This is a genomic window from Pseudomonas yamanorum, assembly GCF_013386765.1.
In the GTDB taxonomy this organism is placed as follows: domain Bacteria; phylum Pseudomonadota; class Gammaproteobacteria; order Pseudomonadales; family Pseudomonadaceae; genus Aquipseudomonas; species Aquipseudomonas yamanorum_A.
The window spans coordinates 104,193-118,321 of sequence record NZ_JACARE010000003.1; the positions used below are offsets into that span (position 1 = coordinate 104,193).

At 61.6% G+C, this 14,129-nt stretch carries 14 protein-coding genes and 1 pseudogene; 7 read left to right on the forward strand and 8 right to left on the reverse strand.

The genetic code is table 11. From position 1 onward, the window contains the following. The first annotated feature begins 1 nt into the window (after position 1). The 5 genes from HX875_RS01130 (at position 2) to bcsQ (ending at position 5,025) form a co-directional block, all read left to right on the forward strand. Complete coding sequence (locus HX875_RS01130) at positions 2-673, forward strand: SGNH/GDSL hydrolase family protein (RefSeq protein WP_010169025.1); 672 nt, start codon at positions 2-4, stop codon at positions 671-673. Then, positions 673-1,338 carry an alginate O-acetyltransferase AlgF gene (locus HX875_RS01135; RefSeq protein ID WP_177041013.1) on the forward strand — a complete coding sequence of 222 codons (666 nt, stop codon included), beginning with the start codon at positions 673-675 and terminating at the stop codon, positions 1,336-1,338. The genes HX875_RS01130 and HX875_RS01135 overlap by 1 nt, the downstream gene beginning before the upstream one ends. Before the next feature lie 17 nt (positions 1,339-1,355). After that, positions 1,356-2,771 carry an MBOAT family O-acyltransferase gene (locus tag HX875_RS01140; RefSeq protein WP_177041015.1) on the forward strand — a complete coding sequence of 472 codons (1,416 nt, stop codon included), beginning with the start codon at positions 1,356-1,358 and terminating at the stop codon, positions 2,769-2,771. Between the two features lie 12 nt (positions 2,772-2,783). Next, a complete protein-coding gene (locus HX875_RS01145) occupies positions 2,784-3,911 on the forward strand; it encodes an alginate O-acetyltransferase AlgX-related protein (RefSeq protein WP_177041017.1) in 1,128 nt (375 codons plus the stop codon). Positions 3,912-4,083: 172 nt separating this feature from the next. Continuing rightward, positions 4,084-5,025 (forward strand): cellulose biosynthesis protein BcsQ, encoded by a 942-nt coding sequence (gene bcsQ, locus HX875_RS01150; RefSeq protein WP_177041020.1) that lies wholly within the window; start codon positions 4,084-4,086, stop codon positions 5,023-5,025. 10 nt (positions 5,026-5,035) lie between these two features. Here the strand turns inward: bcsQ and HX875_RS01155 are convergent, their stop codons facing one another. The 6 genes from HX875_RS01155 to HX875_RS01180 all read right to left on the reverse strand — a co-directional run bounded on the left by HX875_RS01155 (position 5,036) and on the right by HX875_RS01180 (position 9,496). Next, the gene (locus HX875_RS01155) at positions 5,036-5,242 is read right to left on the reverse strand and encodes a hypothetical protein (RefSeq protein WP_177041021.1); all 207 of its coding nucleotides are present in this window, start codon (positions 5,240-5,242) and stop codon (positions 5,036-5,038) included. A 25-nt stretch (positions 5,243-5,267) separates the two neighbouring features. Continuing rightward, the gene (locus HX875_RS01160; protein ID WP_177041022.1) at positions 5,268-6,482 is read right to left on the reverse strand and encodes a methyltransferase; all 1,215 of its coding nucleotides are present in this window, start codon (positions 6,480-6,482) and stop codon (positions 5,268-5,270) included. Continuing rightward, positions 6,463-7,152: an ABC transporter permease gene (locus tag HX875_RS01165; protein WP_029615812.1), complete on the reverse strand. Its 690-nt coding sequence runs from the start codon at positions 7,150-7,152 to the stop codon at positions 6,463-6,465. Before HX875_RS01165 ends, HX875_RS01160 begins: the two co-directional genes overlap by 20 nt. A gap of 38 nt (positions 7,153-7,190) precedes the next feature. Continuing rightward, a complete protein-coding gene (locus tag HX875_RS01170; RefSeq protein ID WP_010169038.1) occupies positions 7,191-7,886 on the reverse strand; it encodes an ABC transporter permease in 696 nt (231 codons plus the stop codon). A gap of 73 nt (positions 7,887-7,959) precedes the next feature. Then, the gene (locus HX875_RS01175; protein ID WP_010169040.1) at positions 7,960-8,709 is read right to left on the reverse strand and encodes an ABC transporter substrate-binding protein; all 750 of its coding nucleotides are present in this window, start codon (positions 8,707-8,709) and stop codon (positions 7,960-7,962) included. Between the two features lie 13 nt (positions 8,710-8,722). Then, the gene (locus HX875_RS01180; protein WP_169386600.1) at positions 8,723-9,496 is read right to left on the reverse strand and encodes an ABC transporter ATP-binding protein; all 774 of its coding nucleotides are present in this window, start codon (positions 9,494-9,496) and stop codon (positions 8,723-8,725) included. 554 nt (positions 9,497-10,050) lie between these two features. Between HX875_RS01180 and gabP the strand changes: the two genes are divergently transcribed. Further along, on the forward strand, positions 10,051-11,442 hold the full coding sequence (gabP, locus tag HX875_RS01185) for a GABA permease (RefSeq protein ID WP_177041023.1): 1,392 nt from the start codon (positions 10,051-10,053) through the stop codon (positions 11,440-11,442). Between the two features lie 141 nt (positions 11,443-11,583). Here the strand turns inward: gabP and HX875_RS01190 are convergent, their stop codons facing one another. Together HX875_RS01190 and HX875_RS01195 are read right to left on the reverse strand one after the other, a co-directional pair. Next, positions 11,584-11,997, reverse strand: coding sequence for a hypothetical protein (locus HX875_RS01190; RefSeq protein ID WP_177041024.1), 414 nt, complete (start codon positions 11,995-11,997; stop codon positions 11,584-11,586). A gap of 76 nt (positions 11,998-12,073) precedes the next feature. Beyond that, positions 12,074-12,991, reverse strand: a pseudogene (locus tag HX875_RS01195) (alpha/beta hydrolase family protein); the annotation flags it as partial. Between the two features lie 172 nt (positions 12,992-13,163). Between HX875_RS01195 and HX875_RS01200 the strand changes: the two are divergent. Then, the gene (locus HX875_RS01200) at positions 13,164-14,129 is read left to right on the forward strand and encodes an arsenic resistance protein (protein ID WP_177041026.1); all 966 of its coding nucleotides are present in this window, start codon (positions 13,164-13,166) and stop codon (positions 14,127-14,129) included.

A 14,129-nucleotide genomic window follows, 5' to 3' on the forward strand; every position in this document is an offset into this window, starting at 1 on the left:
CATGCCTGTTTCCGCTTCTGCTATTGCCGGCCTGACCCTGCTGGTATTGGGCGAAAGTCACATGAGCTTTCCTGATTCGCTGCTCAACCCGCTGCAGGACAACCTCACTGCCCAGGGCGCCAAGGTTCACTCTATCGGTGCATGCGGCGCCGGCGCGGCCGACTGGATCGTGCCGAAGAAAGTCGAGTGCGGCGCCGAGCGCCTGCCCGGCGGCAAGGCCGAGATTTTCGGCAAGAACGGCATGAGCACCACGCCGATCAAAGACCTGATCGCCAAGGACAAGCCGGACCTGGTGGTGATCATCATCGCCGACACCATGGCTTCGTACCCGGAGCCGCAGTTCCCGAAAGTCTGGGCCTGGAAAAGCGTGACCTCCCTGACCAAAGCCATCACCGAAACCGGCACCAAGTGCGTGTGGGTCGGGCCGGCGTGGGGCAAGGTTGGTTCGCAGTACAAGAAGGATGACGCGCGCACCAAGGTGATGTCGCAGTTCCTCGCCACCAACGTGGCGCCGTGCACCTACGTCGACTCGCTGACCTTCTCCAAGCCGGGCCAGTGGATCACCACTGACGGCCAGCACTTCACCATCGACGGCTACCAGAAGTGGGCCAAGGCGATCGGCGAGTCCCTGGCGAAGTTGCCACCGGCCGCTGTGACCAAGGGAGCGCAATAATGAAGCGGATTACCCTGGGCCTGGCGACCTTGCTTGCCAGCGTCAGCGCCTACAGCGCCGACATCCCGCTTTACCCCACCGGCCCGGAGAAAGATTCGGCGTTCCTGCGCCTGGCCAACGGCACCGACGGCGAGCTGAAATTGCTGCCACAAGGTTCCAAGGCCAGCCTGGTACTGGGCGGCGACAAGCTGGTGTCTGACTACCTGCCAGTGTCGGGCGGCAAGACTCCGATCAAGGGCGTATTGAGCCAGGGCGGCAAGGATTCCGAGCTGGCCGTGACCGTCGCACCGGGTGAGTTCGCCACCGTGGTCGCCGTGCCGGATGCCAAGGGCGGCACGCGCCAGTTGGTGATCCACGAACAACCCGACGACTTCAATGCGCTGAAGGCCTCGCTGGCCTTTATCAACGCCGACGCAGCCTGCGCCGACGCGAGCCTGGAAGCCGTGGCGCAAAAAGCCGAGCTGTTCAAGAAGGTCGCTGAAGGTTCGATTTCGCGCCGCATGATCAACCCGGTGGAACTGTCGGTGCAGCTCAAGTGCGCCAATGCACCGGTCGGCCAACCGCTGACCTTCACCCTCAAGGCCGGCGAGCGCTACAGCGTGCTGGCCCTGCCATCGGCTGCCGGTTCGAGGTTGCTGTTTACCTCCGACACGCTCGCTAACTGATCGGGCCCGACACCACCATGGTCTTTGCCTCACTGGAATTCCTCACGCTGTTCCTGCCGGCCTTCCTGTTGATTTATGCGCTGGCCCGTCCGGGCTGGCGCAACGTCATCCTGTTGATCGGCAGCTGGCTGTTCTACGGCTGGTTGAGCCCGCTGTTCCTGTTCCTGCACATGGTGTTGACCGTGGTGGCGTGGGTCGGCGGCTTGCTGGTGGACCGTTCCCGTGAAGACGGCAAAGGCCGGGTGCGGTTGTTGATCGCGTTGATCGTGTTCAACACCGCCGTGCTGTGTTGGTACAAGTACGCCAACATCGTCGCGGGCACTGTGAGCGAGGTGATCACCTGGTACGGCGCCATGCCGCTGGAGTGGCAGCGCGTGGCGTTGCCGGCGGGGTTGTCGTTCATTGTGTTGCAGGCGATCTCGTACCTGGTGGACGTGCATCGGCATACGGTGCCGGTGGAGCGCAGCTTCATCAATTACGCCACCTATATCTCGATGTTCGGCCACTCGATTGCCGGCCCGATCATTCGGTATGACTGGGTACGGCGCGAGCTGAACCAGCGCTATTTCAACTGGCCGAATTTCAGCCTCGGTGCCCGGCGCTTCATGATCGGCATGGGCATGAAAGTGCTGGTGGCCGACACCTTGTCGCCGCTGGTGGACATCGCCTTCCACCTGGAAAACCCGAGCCTGGTGGATGCCTGGATCGGCTGCCTGGCGTACTCGCTGCAACTGTTTTTCGACTTCGCCGGCTACAGTGCCATGGCCATCGGCCTGGGCTTGATGCTGGGCTTCCACTTCCCGGAAAACTTCAACCGGCCGTACCTGGCCAGCAGCATCCAGGACTTCTGGCGGCGTTGGCATCTGTCGTTGTCCAGCTGGCTGCGGGACTACCTGTACATCGCCCTCGGCGGTAACCGCGACGGCGTGTGGCGCACCTACCGCAACCTGTTCCTGACCATGGCGATTGCCGGGTTGTGGCATGGCGGTGACAGCTGGAACTACCTGTTGTGGGGATCGGCCCACGGTATTGCGTTGTGCATCGACCGGGCGTGGTCGCGCTCGAGCCTGCCGAGCATTCCACCGGTGCTGTCGCACATCTTAACGCTGCTGTTTGTGTGCCTGGCCTGGACACTGTTCCGCGCGCCGGACTTCCATTCGGCACTGACCATGTACGCCGGCCAATTCGGCATGCATGGCATTGCACTGGGTGATGCGTTGGCGGTGGCCATGCGCCCGGCCCATGGCATGGCTGTGTTGCTCGGCTTGGTGTGCATCATCGCGCCGATCTGGCAGACCCGCTGCGAGCAGCGTTTTGGTACGCAGCCCTGGTTTGTGGTGGCCGCGTCCCTGTGGCCGGTGGCCGGGTTTGTGTTGTCGTTCGCGCTGATTGCCAGCCGCGATGCCGTACCGTTTCTGTACTTTCAGTTCTAAGGAAGCCTGACGATGCCCGCCCCTACCGCGCCGACCCCACCGAGTGAATTGGCCGTTCGCACCAGCCCCCTGGCGGGCTGGGTGCTGGTGCCTTTCCTGGCGGCGGGGCTGTTGTCTTGCGTCTGGCTGATGGTCAAGGGCCCGGTGAGTTTCCTGCCGCCCAAGGTCGACAGCGACATGCTGCTGCATGGCGACGTGACCCATCGGTTTGCCAAGGAACTGTCCAAGGCGCCGATGGCGATTGAAGCGGCGAATCTGGAGCGCGGCGCCAGCTGGCTGGCGTTCAGCGACACCGGGCCGCGGGTGCGCCAGGGTTGCCCGGGCTGGCTGTTTATCAGCGATGAACTGAAGCTCAACCGTCACGCCGACGACAATGCGCGCACTAAGGCGGACGCGGTGATCGACCTGCAAAAGCAGCTCGGCCAACGCGGTATTGATCTGCAAGTAGTGGTGGTGCCGGATAAAACCCGCATTGCCGCCGCCGAACGTTGCGGCTTGTATCGTCCGGCAGTGCTGGATGGCCGAATCCGGCAATGGACCACGCAGCTGCAAGCGGCGGGCGTTGAAGTCCTGGATTTGACCGACACCCTCAAACCCCTCGGCCCGGAAGCGTTCCTGCGCACCGACACCCACTGGAGCGAAATCGGCTCGAATGCCGGCGCCCGTGCCGTGGCCCAACGCATTCAGCAGCGGGGTATCAAGGCCACGCCGGAACAGGCCTTCGACATTACCCAGGCGCCGCTGGCACCGCGTCCGGGTGACCTGGTGCGCTTGGCCGGTCTCGACTGGTTGCCGCCGAAGTTGCAGCCGGTGGGCGAGCAAGTTGCCGCCAGTACGGCCCATGAGAATGGTCCTGCGGCGTCCAGCAACCCTGACGATTTGTTTGGCGACGCCGGGCTGCCGAACGTGGCGCTGATCGGCACTTCGTTCTCGCGTAATTCGAACTTCGTGGGTTTCCTGCAAAAAGCCTTGAATGCACCGGTGGGTAATTTCAGCAAAGACGGTGGCGAATTTTCTGGCGCCGCCAAAGCTTATTTCGACAGCCCGGCGTTCAAGCAAACGCCGCCCAAGCTGCTGATCTGGGAAATTCCGGAGCGTGATTTGCAGACGCCGTACGATTCGATAAAGATTAGTCAGTAAATTGACCATTTACCGCTCGTCTTAAAGATTTCTTCAGAAACACCAAAATAATGACACTCTCGATCCTTTGTCACAGAATGCGTACACAAAGGCGCCCACAAAAAGACCTGCGGTAAGCATCAGTACAGCTGACCTTTCACGTCTTTACGATGCGTCGTGAGGAGTGTTGGCGATGAGCCGAACCGATGATCTTTTTGAGTTGTTTGATAAGACAACTGCCAATGATGTCCAGGGAATGGATTCGATGCTGCAATTCTTCGAAGACATCCCCGTCGATGACAGCGCCAGCCTGAACATGGGCAGCGGCGCGTCGTTCTCCCCGCATTCCCCCTGTGCCAACGAGCAGCGGCGCGAAGCCCCGAGCATCCGTGCGAACGTGGTGGCGTTGGTGTCAGTCAACGGCGGTGTAGGCCGTAGCACCCTGGCCACGGCACTCAGCAGCGGTATGCAACGCTTGGGGCGGCCGGTAGTGGCGCTGGACCTGGACCCGCAGAACGCGCTCTATCATCACTTCGGCCTGAGCCACGCCTTGCCTGGCATCGGGCGCACCAGCCTGCACAACGAGCGCTGGAGCCAGATCCTTCATTCGGGCTTTGCCGGTTGCCAGGTGATCACTTTTGGCGAAACCGATATCCGTCAGCAGGAAGACCTCCAGCGCTGGCTGAAACAGGAGCCGGACTGGCTGGCGCAACATCTGTCGGCCCTGGGCTTGAGTGAGCACGACACCGTGATCATCGACACTCCGGCGGGCAACAACGTCTACCTGCATCAGGCGCTGAACGTGGCCGATGTGGTGCTGGTGATTGCCCAGGCGGATGCCGCCTCCCTTGGCACCCTGGAACAGATGGAACAGTTGCTGGTGCCGCACCTTGGTCGCCAGCCGGCGCTGCGTTGCCATTTCGTGATCAACCAGCTCGACGAAACCTCCGGCTTCAGCCTCGACATGGTCGAGGTGTTCAAGAAGCGCCTGGGTGAAAACCTGCTGGAAGTGGTGCACCGGGATTCGGCGATCAGCGAGGCCCTGGCCTTTGGCAGCGACCCGCTGGATAACGAAGCCGCGAGCATGGCCTGTGACGATATCAACGAGCTTTGCCGCCTGTTGATTGCCCGCTGAAAAGCCCGGGTTATGCCGCTAACGCCAGATGCTTATGCACAATCGGTTGGTTGGACATGTCATGAAACCGCAATTTTGCGGAGCGGTTCTCATCAGGCTGCAACTGCCTGTTTTGCGTGCGTTTTATTTTATGAACAAAAAATGACCAGTCAGCATTTTGCCCTGTAAAGCTTGCTGCTACGGCCTGCGCAAGAATTCCATCAACAGAGTTATCCACAGGGCACGCTGCGACAAAATGCCCCTTAATTGCGCTCGGCCAGCAGCATCAGGTTGCGCGGGGTCAGCGGTGTTTCGCAGAAGCTGCCGACGTGCACGGTGTAGCCGTTCTCCGTGAGAAACAGCGCGCGATCCAGCACCAGCCACATCTCCAGCGGGCGCCGAAACAGGCCACGCAGCAATTCCAGGTTTCTTACCTCGGCCAAGCGCCGCCAGCCTTGGGCCTCCAGCGCCAGCCAATCCTGTTCACCGGTGGATAATCCCTTGAGCGCCGCCAGTTCGCGGCAGTAGTCGGCGAAGGGCTTGGCCAGCCAACTCGCGGGCAGCGATGGAGTGGGCAGGTACTCGTCACTGCCGCGCAGTTGCCGTTGCAGACCATCGAAGCCCAGGCGCCTGGCCATCGAGGTGTCGCGCTGCTGGCGCACTCGCGCCCCAGCGGTAACGGTTTCGCTCAGCGGCAGGCCGAGGTCTTCCACCGATAAACGCAGTGATGAAGCCTGGGCGGTCATCGACAGTGGCAGGTAATGCTCGGCGCGGATGCGGTTATAGCAGCACGGTGCCACGGCCAGTTGCCGGCAGCCGGCGGCGCTGGCCAGCTGGAGCAGGCGCACATGCAGGTCACCGCACGCATGCAGGGCGACCGGGGTTTGCTCGGGGCCGATCTGCATGTCGGCCATCACGTCTTGCAGGCGATGGGTGACGGGCAATCGATGGTGTTCGCTGAGCGCCTGCCCCGAGGCGATCAGGGCCGGGTCGTATTCCAGGCATGTCAGTTGTTGCCCGGGTTGCAGCAGCCGGCGGCCGAGGTGGCCCTTGCCGGCGCACCAGTCGAGCCAGTGTTTTGGTGTTGCGGCGAATTGCAGCGCGGCACCGAAGGCTTCGATCTGCTGCCATTTGCGGCCGGGTACATCGATGTTCAAACGATGGTGGGCGGCTGGTAGGGCACTGGACGGTAAGTTATCCACAGCACTGAGATTCAGCGACTGTATCGCCAGCTCGGGAAAGGGCGCGGGTGCCGGCAGGGTGTGAGGTTGGTTATGGCTGCTTTCCGCGTCTGCCAGCGAGCGCTGTCGCAGCCAGTGGGCGAGCTCGGGGTGCCGGGTTTCCCACGGCAATTGCAGGTGGGTAAAGGGCCGTGGTCGCCACAGCCCTTGATGCTCGGTGAGGAACGCGTCCAGCGCCTGGAAGCGGGCGAGCAGTTGCTCACCCGTCAACGAGGCGTCAGCGGCCCTGGCAGGCATCGACCCGCAACCAGCGTTCCAGCAGCTTGAAGAAGCGCACCAGGACGTAGGACATCAGCAGGTAGAACAGCCCGGCGGCGAAGAAAATCTCCACGGGCAGGTAGGTGCGGGCAATGATCGTGCGGGCCATGCCGGTCAGCTCCAGCAAGGTCACGGTACTGGCCAGGGCGCTGGCCTTGAGCATCAGGATCACTTCGTTGCTGTAGGCCGGCAGACCGATGCGCGCGGCACGCGGCAGGATGATGTAGAACAGCGCCTTGGGCTTGGACATGCCCAGTGCCCGCGCCGCTTCGATTTCACCCGGCGGGATGGCCTGGATCGCGCCACGCAGGATCTCGGCGATGTAGGCGGCGGTGTGCAGGGTCATGGTGGCGGTAGCGCACCAGAACGGGTCCCGCAGGTAGGGCCACATGGCGCTCTCACGCACGGCGTCGAACTGCGCCAGGCCGTAATACACCAGGAACAACTGCACCAGCAGCGGCGTGCCACGGAAGAAGAAAATGTAGCAGTAGGGCAGGGTGCGCACGTACCACAGGCGTGATGAGCGGGCGATGCCCAGTGGGATCGCCAGCAGCAGGCCGGCGATCACCGCGATGGCCACCAGCTCCAGGGTCAGGGTTGCGCCCTGGGCCAACCGAGGTAGCCACTTGATGATCACGGCCCAGTTCAGGCCCAGGTCGAAATGCGCCAGCCAGCTGTAGTCGCCACTCATTGCGTGCTCCTCGCAAAGCCGCGCGCGGCACGTTTTTCCAGGAAGTGCATGCCGGTCATCGCCAGGACGGTGAGGCCCAGGTACATGAAGGCCGCGACCATAAAGAAGGTGAAGGGCTGCTTGGTGACGGTCACGCCGATCTGCGCGTGGCGCATGATTTCTTCCAGGCCGATCACCGAGACCAGCGCGGTGTCCTTCATCAGAATCATGAACAGGTTGCCCAGGCCCGGCAGGGCGATGCGCCACATCTGCGGCATGATCAACCGGGTGAAGATCCGGAACTTCGACAGGCCCAGCGCGACACCGGCTTCACGGTGGCCCTTGGGGATTGCCAGGATCGCCCCGCGGAACACTTCCGTGGCGTAGGCGCCAAAGCACAGGCCCAGGGCGATAACCCCGGCGGCGAAGGCGCTGAGGGACAGGTCGGGGTTGCCGAAAAACTCCCCGAGGGAACGCATCAGGTTGACCGTGCCGAAGTAAATCAGCAGCACCCACAGCAGTTCCGGGATGCCACGCACCAGCGTGGAGTAGGCGCCGCCAAGCCATTGCAGGGGCTTGTACGGGGAAGTCTTGGCCAAGGCGCCGGCCAGGCCGAGCACCAACCCAAGGCACAGGGCCGTGAGCGCCAGCTTGACGGTCATCAGCGCACCAGCGGCGAGCGCCGGGCCGAATCCGTAGAGGTCGAAATTCATGGTTTAGTCGTTTCGCAAGGCAAAGCTCAGGACCGGCGCACTCAAGGGAGCACGCCGGGCAGGCCATTCAGGATCACTCGATGCTGAAAGGGAAGTACTTGTCGTTGATCTTCTTGTAGGTGCCGTCGGCCTTGATTTCAGCCAGTGCGGTGTTCAAGCGCTCGCGCAGTGCATCGCCTTTACGCACGGCGATACCGATCTTGTCGCTCTCAACCACCGGGTCGCCTTTGAATTCGTAGGCGGAACCGTCTTTGCTTTTCAGCCACTCGTACTGTACGTACTTGTCGGCGAGCATCCCGTCCAGTCGGCCGGAAGTCAGGTCGAGGTAGGCGTTTTCCTGGGTGTCGTAGAGCTTGGCGGTGGTGTCCGGCAGCTTGTCTTCCAGGTAGGTACCGGCCAGCGTCGCGCGTTGTGCACCGATGATCTTGCCCTTCAGGTAGCCGGCGTCGGTCTTGAAGTCCTTGGTGGCTTTGGGCGCGATGAACTGCAGCTTGTTGGAGTAGTACGGGTCGGTGAAGTCGACGGCCTGCTTGCGTTCATCGGTGATGGACAGCGAGGAGACCAGGAAGTCGAACTTCTTGGCGTTCAGGGCCGGGATGATGCCGTCCCAATCGGAGACGTACACCTTGCACTCGACTTTCATCTTGGCGCACAGGGCGTCGCCGATGTCTTTGTCAAAGCCCACTACGTTGCCGCTGGCGTCTTTATTGTTGAAGGGCGGGTAGGCCGCTTCGATCCCCATGGTCAAGGTCTCGGCCATTGCCGAGGCGCTGAATGCCATCGAAACGGCGGCAGCCAGGAGGAATTTTTTATAGTTCTGCATGCATGTTGCTCCGTTAGCGGTTGCTGGACATGAATTGTTTGCAGCGCGCCGAAAGCGGGTTTTCAAATACCTGCTGTGGCGATCCTTGCTCTTCGACCAGGCCCTGGTGCAGGAAAACCACTTCACTGGACACCTGACGGGCGAAGCCCATTTCATGGGTGACCAGCAGCATGGTGCGGCCTTCTTCGGCCAGTGCGCGGATCACATTAAGTACTTCCTGAACCATTTCCGGGTCAAGGGCCGATGTGGGCTCGTCGAACAGGATGACCTTGGGCTGCATGGCCAGGGTGCGGGCGATGGCGGCGCGTTGCTGCTGGCCGCCGGATAATTGCGCCGGGTAGGCGTGGCGCTTGTCACTGATGCCGACCTTGGCCAGCAAGGCTTCGGCGACTTCGATGGCCTCGGCCTTGCTCTGGCCGAGCACGCGGCGCGGGGCCTCGATGATGTTGTCGAGGATGCTCATGTGCGGCCACAGGTTAAAGTTTTGAAACACAAAACCGATCTCGCTGCGCAGGCGGTTGATCTGTTTGCCGTCGGCGGCCACCAGTTCGCCGTTTTTCGCGGCCTTGAGCTTGAGTTCTTCACCGGCCACCAGGATTTGCCCCTGGTGCGGATTTTCCAGCAGGTTGATGCAGCGCAGGAACGTGGACTTGCCGGAACCGGAGGAACCCAGGATCGAGATCACATCGCCGTCGCGGGCGGTCAGCGAGATGCCTTTAAGCACCTCCAACTCACCATAGCGTTTATGCAAGTTGCGGATTTCAAGCGCGGGCGTGGCCTCAGCCATGTGGGGTCCTCATTGTGTTCATTGCGCTCCTGCTGTTGGGCCGCCTTCCTGGCGAGGCGCCAAGCTAGCATAGCGTTTGGATGACAGCCAACAGCCCTGCGGGCGGTTATCAGACGGTGTGCGGCAGGGTGTCGCATCGGCACAGCAGTGTGTCGCGCCATCAACAACCGAACAGCCGTTTGAACCCGGATTCCCACAGGTTTTGCGTAAAAAAGGGCGCGATGGTGCCAGCTTTGGCCGGGTGTTGGAAGGGTTAAACGGGTGAACGGTCCTTATCAGCCCTTTAATAGGGCGTCACGCACAATTTGTGTGTGTTTTTGGTGCGCCTGTTCGTCTTTGAAGTGGGTCGCACAGTAACGCTATAGCGGAATGCCATTAGTGTCAGTGACTTACGTGAGCTATTGAGTTTCCCTACAGCCCGCGTCAATCGCGGCTCTGTAACATTTTGGCGCAAATCTTGCGTAAAAAATAAAGAACGCCCCGTTGGTTTCTTTTCACGAGAAAGACGCCAGGCCGGGTGGACCGTATTCGCAATTCCTCGCAAAGGTGTGTCAATGAGTAGTACGCAAAGCTCCAATGACCTCGAACAGGGGCTCAAACCGCGTCACGTCACCATGCTGTCGATTGCCGGCGTTATCGGTGCCGGGTTGTTCGTCGGCTCCGGCCACGCGATTGCTGCGGCCGGGCCTGCCGTGCTGCTGGCGTATGCCGCCGCAGGTACCCTGGTGGTGTTGGTGATGCGCATGCTGGCCGAGATGGCCGTTGCTTCGCCGGATACCGGTTCGTTCTCTACTTATGCCGACCGCGCGATCGGGCACTGGGCCGGTTTTACCATCGGCTGGTTGTACTGGTGGTTCTGGGTGTTGGTGATTCCGTTGGAAGCCAACGCTGCCGCGACCATCCTTCACGCCTGGTTTCCCAGCGTGGCGATCTGGGCGTTTACCTTGATCATCACCTTGCTGCTGACGGCGACCAACCTGTTCAGCGTGAAGAACTACGGCGAGTTCGAGTTCTGGTTTGCGTTGATCAAAGTGGTGGCGATCATCGGCTTTGTGATCCTCGGCATCCTGGCGATTTTCGGCTTCCTGCCGGGCAGCCAGGTCAGCGGTGTTTCGCACCTGTTCGACACTCAAGGCTTCCTGCCCAACGGCATGGGCGCGGTGTTGGCGGCGATCCTGACCACCATGTTTTCGTTCATGGGCACCGAGATCGTGACCATCGCGGCCGCTGAATCGAAGAACCCGGGCCAGCAGATTTCCAAGGCCACCAACTCGGTGATCTGGCGGATCGGCTTGTTCTACCTGGTGTCGATCTTCATCGTGGTGGCCCTGGTGCCGTGGAATGATCCTGCACTGGCGGCGGTCGGTTCCTACCAGACCGTTCTGGAGCGCATGGGCATTCCGAATGCCAAGCTGATCGTTGATCTGGTGGTGTTGGTGGCGGTGACCAGTTGCTTGAACTCGGCGCTGTACACCGCTTCGCGCATGATGTTCTCCCTGGGCCGCCGCGGCGATGCGCCGGCTGTGTCCAAGATCACCAACAAGAGCGGCACGCCTTACTGGGCGGTGTTGCTGTCTACCGGCGCGGCGTTCCTGGCGGTGTTTGCCAACTACGTGGCCCCGGCTGCCGTGTTTGAATTCCTGCTGGCCAGCTCCGGCGCGATCGCCTTGCTGGTGTACCTGGTGATCGCCGTGTCGCAACTGCGCATGCGCCAGAAGCGCACCGAAGCGGGCGAGAAGATTGCCTTCAAGATGTGGCTGTTCCCGGGCCTGACGTACGCGGTGATCGTGTTCATCGTGGGCGTGCTGACCATCATGCTGTTCCAGGAAGCGCACCGGGTGGAGATCATGGCTACCGGGATCCTGAGCTTGCTGGTGGTTGCGGCGGGGCTGATGGTGTCGCGTCGGCGCAAGGGCCGGAAGGTTGGGGCTGCGGTGTTGAATTGATGGGTTGAAATACGATCCATCAAGCGCTGTAAAAAACTGTGGGAGCCGGGCTTGCCCGCGATGGCGGTGTGTCAGTCGAGACAGATGTTGACTGACTCACCGCCATCGCGGGCAAGCCCGGCTCCCACATTGCGTTTTGTATCAGCCTTCGGAGTTAACCAGTGCCTGTGATGCCGCCACGTAATCGGCCTGGAACTCTGGTGATTCGATCCACGCCAGGGCCGCTGCTTCATCGTCGGTATCCGTGGCCCACTGGCGATACTCGATCAGCGCCGCAAGGATAAAGTCAGTCGCTTCCTCTTCACCTTCCTGCTCCAGCACCACCGCCAGCAGCGGGTGCGCCAGGAACACCGCACACAGCGCCTGCTGGCTGGTTTCGCCAGCGGTGCGCATCTCCAGGAACAGCTCGGTCAAATCCACCGATTCAAGGTCAATGCGGCTGTCATCGCCAGCGAAGGCATCGGGCTTGGTGGCGACGGCGCGTTGAGTGCGGTTCTGCTTGGCCTTGGCTTTTGCCCGGTGGGCGCGTTTTTGCTGCTTGTTCGGCGAGGCCATGGGCTCACGTCCTTGGTGTCAGGATCTGGGAATGGCGTATTGAAGCGCAGGTCCGGGGAAATCCCAAGGGTTTCTAGGTGCGATCCGTCACTTGGTGACCCGGAGTGCCTTCGGCCAATTCCCCTCGTTGTAGCCACGCCAGCGCAATCGGCCACAAACGATCCTGATACTGGCTGCGAAAGAACGCGAAATGTCCGACCTCCTTTTCGCCGATATCTTCAGGGGCGATCCGCAGGTGCGTGCGCTCGCTGCCTTCGAAGTACCTCAGCAGGCGCTCGATTGCCGGCACTGTGCCAAATGGGTCATCGGTGATGCTGATCGCCAATACCTGCGCCTTCACCCGAGAAAACGGCAGCTCACTCAACGCCCGCCCGCTGGGGCGTTTTTCATAACCTGCCGTCGGCGTACTCCAATCGCGCACCACACCTGCCGGCGTATCTTCCAGCCAGCCCATGCGCTTGCCCGGGAAGTAGCCAAACATCGCGGTCACCAACGGCATCACCACATGCCACTTGGTAAACATCCGCCAGCGCCCGCTCGCCTCGTAGTCGCGCCAATAGGCGAACTGCGCGCCCACCGTGACCAATCGCCGGATCACCGCGCCGGAGGCCCCAAGGCCCGCCGCGCACCCACCAAAACTGTGCCCGACCACATCAATCGGCTGCCCCGCAAACTCCCGCTGCGCGCGCTGCAGGATCGCTTCGAAGTCCAGCACGCCCCAATCCGACCATGACGCCTTGAAGCCCTTCAGCGAGCCGCTGCGGGATTCGCCGATGCCACGGTAGTCGTAGGTGATGACATCGAAGCCATTGGCAAACAGGTAGTCGGCGAAGCGTGAATAGTGACGGCAGCGCACGGAGGTGGCGGCGTTGATGATGACTACCGGGCGCTCGAGGTCGGTTCTGATGTGGCGCCAGGTGAAGCCGCCAATGAGGTGGCCGTCGGCGGCGGCTTCGCGGAAGGGTTCGGCTTGGGGGCGGATTGGCAGATTCATGAGCTGGCTCGATCATTGCGCTTTCGATGGGGCGTCAGAGGCCCGTGCGCAGTTTTATAAGAAGTCGAAGCTAACAAATTTCTGTCGCTAAGACCCCGACGATTTTCTGATGCTCGACCTGAGCGACTCAAATGCCTAGGCTTGGGCCCTCTCGCCCTATCAGAACCTGTCCATGACTCGCGACACCCTCGAGCAACACCAGATCCCGATCTACTTCGCCGCCGTGCTGCTGGCTGCCGTTGTCGGCCTGCTGGCGCCCTCCATGTCTCAAGGCCTGGCCGCCCTGGTCACGCCCGCCATCGCCGTGCTGATGTACGCGATGTTCCTGCAAATCCCGTTTCTGGACCTGCGCCAGGGCTTGGGCAACAAGCGCTTCATGTACGCGTTACTGCTGGCCAACTTCATCCTGATTCCGTTGCTGGTGTGGGCGCTGACCCGTGGCCTGGTAGCGCAACCGGCGATTCTGGTGGGAGCGTTGCTGGTGCTGTTGACGCCGTGCATCGACTACGTGGTGGTGTTCACCCACATCGGCAAGGGTGATTCACGGTTGATGCTGGCAGCAACCCCGATCCTGTTGCTGCTGCAACTGTTGCTGTTGCCGCTGTACCTGGGGTTGATGCTGGGGGCGCAATCGCAGGTGGTGGTTTCGGTGGGGCCGTTTGTCGAGGCCTTCCTGCTGCTGATCGTGGCGCCGATGATTCTGGCGGTGCTGACGACTTCCCTGTCCCGGCGCTCTCGGGTCATCAGTGCCTGGAACGATGCCTGGGCCTGGCTGCCCGTGCCGGCCATGGCGCTGGTGCTGATGGTGGTGATCGGTTCGCAAATCACCGCGGTGGTACGCGATATCGGCCTGCTGGCGCCGGTGATTCCGGTTTACGTCGGCTTTCTGTTGCTGGCGCCGCTGATGGGCGCATTGGCTTCGCGGTTGTTCAAGCTGCCGGCGAGTACGGCGCGGGCGGTCACCTTCAGTGCTTCTACGCGCAATTCTCTGGTGGTGTTGCCGCTGGCGCTGGCGTTGCCCGAAGACATCCGTGGGCTCGCTGGCGCAGCGGTGATCACGCAAACCCTGGTGGAACTGGTGGGGGAGCTACTCTACATCCGGCTGATGCCGCTGCTGATTTGGCCCGCTCGTCGTTAG

Excerpts from the sequence above, each read along its gene's own strand:
- HX875_RS01130 (WP_010169025.1), top strand. The coding sequence starts at position 2 with ATGCCTGTTTCCGCTTCTGCTATTGCCGGCCTGACCCTGCTGGTATTG.
- HX875_RS01135 (WP_177041013.1), top strand. The coding sequence starts at position 673 with ATGAAGCGGATTACCCTGGGCCTGGCGACCTTGCTTGCCAGCGTCAGC.
- HX875_RS01140 (WP_177041015.1), top strand. The coding sequence starts at position 1,356 with ATGGTCTTTGCCTCACTGGAATTCCTCACGCTGTTCCTGCCGGCCTTC.
- HX875_RS01145 (WP_177041017.1), top strand. The coding sequence starts at position 2,784 with ATGCCCGCCCCTACCGCGCCGACCCCACCGAGTGAATTGGCCGTTCGC.
- bcsQ (WP_177041020.1), top strand. The coding sequence starts at position 4,084 with ATGAGCCGAACCGATGATCTTTTTGAGTTGTTTGATAAGACAACTGCC.
- HX875_RS01160 (WP_177041022.1), bottom strand. The coding sequence starts at position 6,482 with ATGCCTGCCAGGGCCGCTGACGCCTCGTTGACGGGTGAGCAACTGCTC.
- HX875_RS01170 (WP_010169038.1), bottom strand. The coding sequence starts at position 7,886 with ATGAATTTCGACCTCTACGGATTCGGCCCGGCGCTCGCCGCTGGTGCG.
- HX875_RS01175 (WP_010169040.1), bottom strand. The coding sequence starts at position 8,709 with ATGCAGAACTATAAAAAATTCCTCCTGGCTGCCGCCGTTTCGATGGCA.
- HX875_RS01180 (WP_169386600.1), bottom strand. The coding sequence starts at position 9,496 with ATGGCTGAGGCCACGCCCGCGCTTGAAATCCGCAACTTGCATAAACGC.
- gabP (WP_177041023.1), top strand. The coding sequence starts at position 10,051 with ATGAGTAGTACGCAAAGCTCCAATGACCTCGAACAGGGGCTCAAACCG.
- HX875_RS01190 (WP_177041024.1), bottom strand. The coding sequence starts at position 11,997 with ATGGCCTCGCCGAACAAGCAGCAAAAACGCGCCCACCGGGCAAAAGCC.
- HX875_RS01200 (WP_177041026.1), top strand. The coding sequence starts at position 13,164 with ATGACTCGCGACACCCTCGAGCAACACCAGATCCCGATCTACTTCGCC.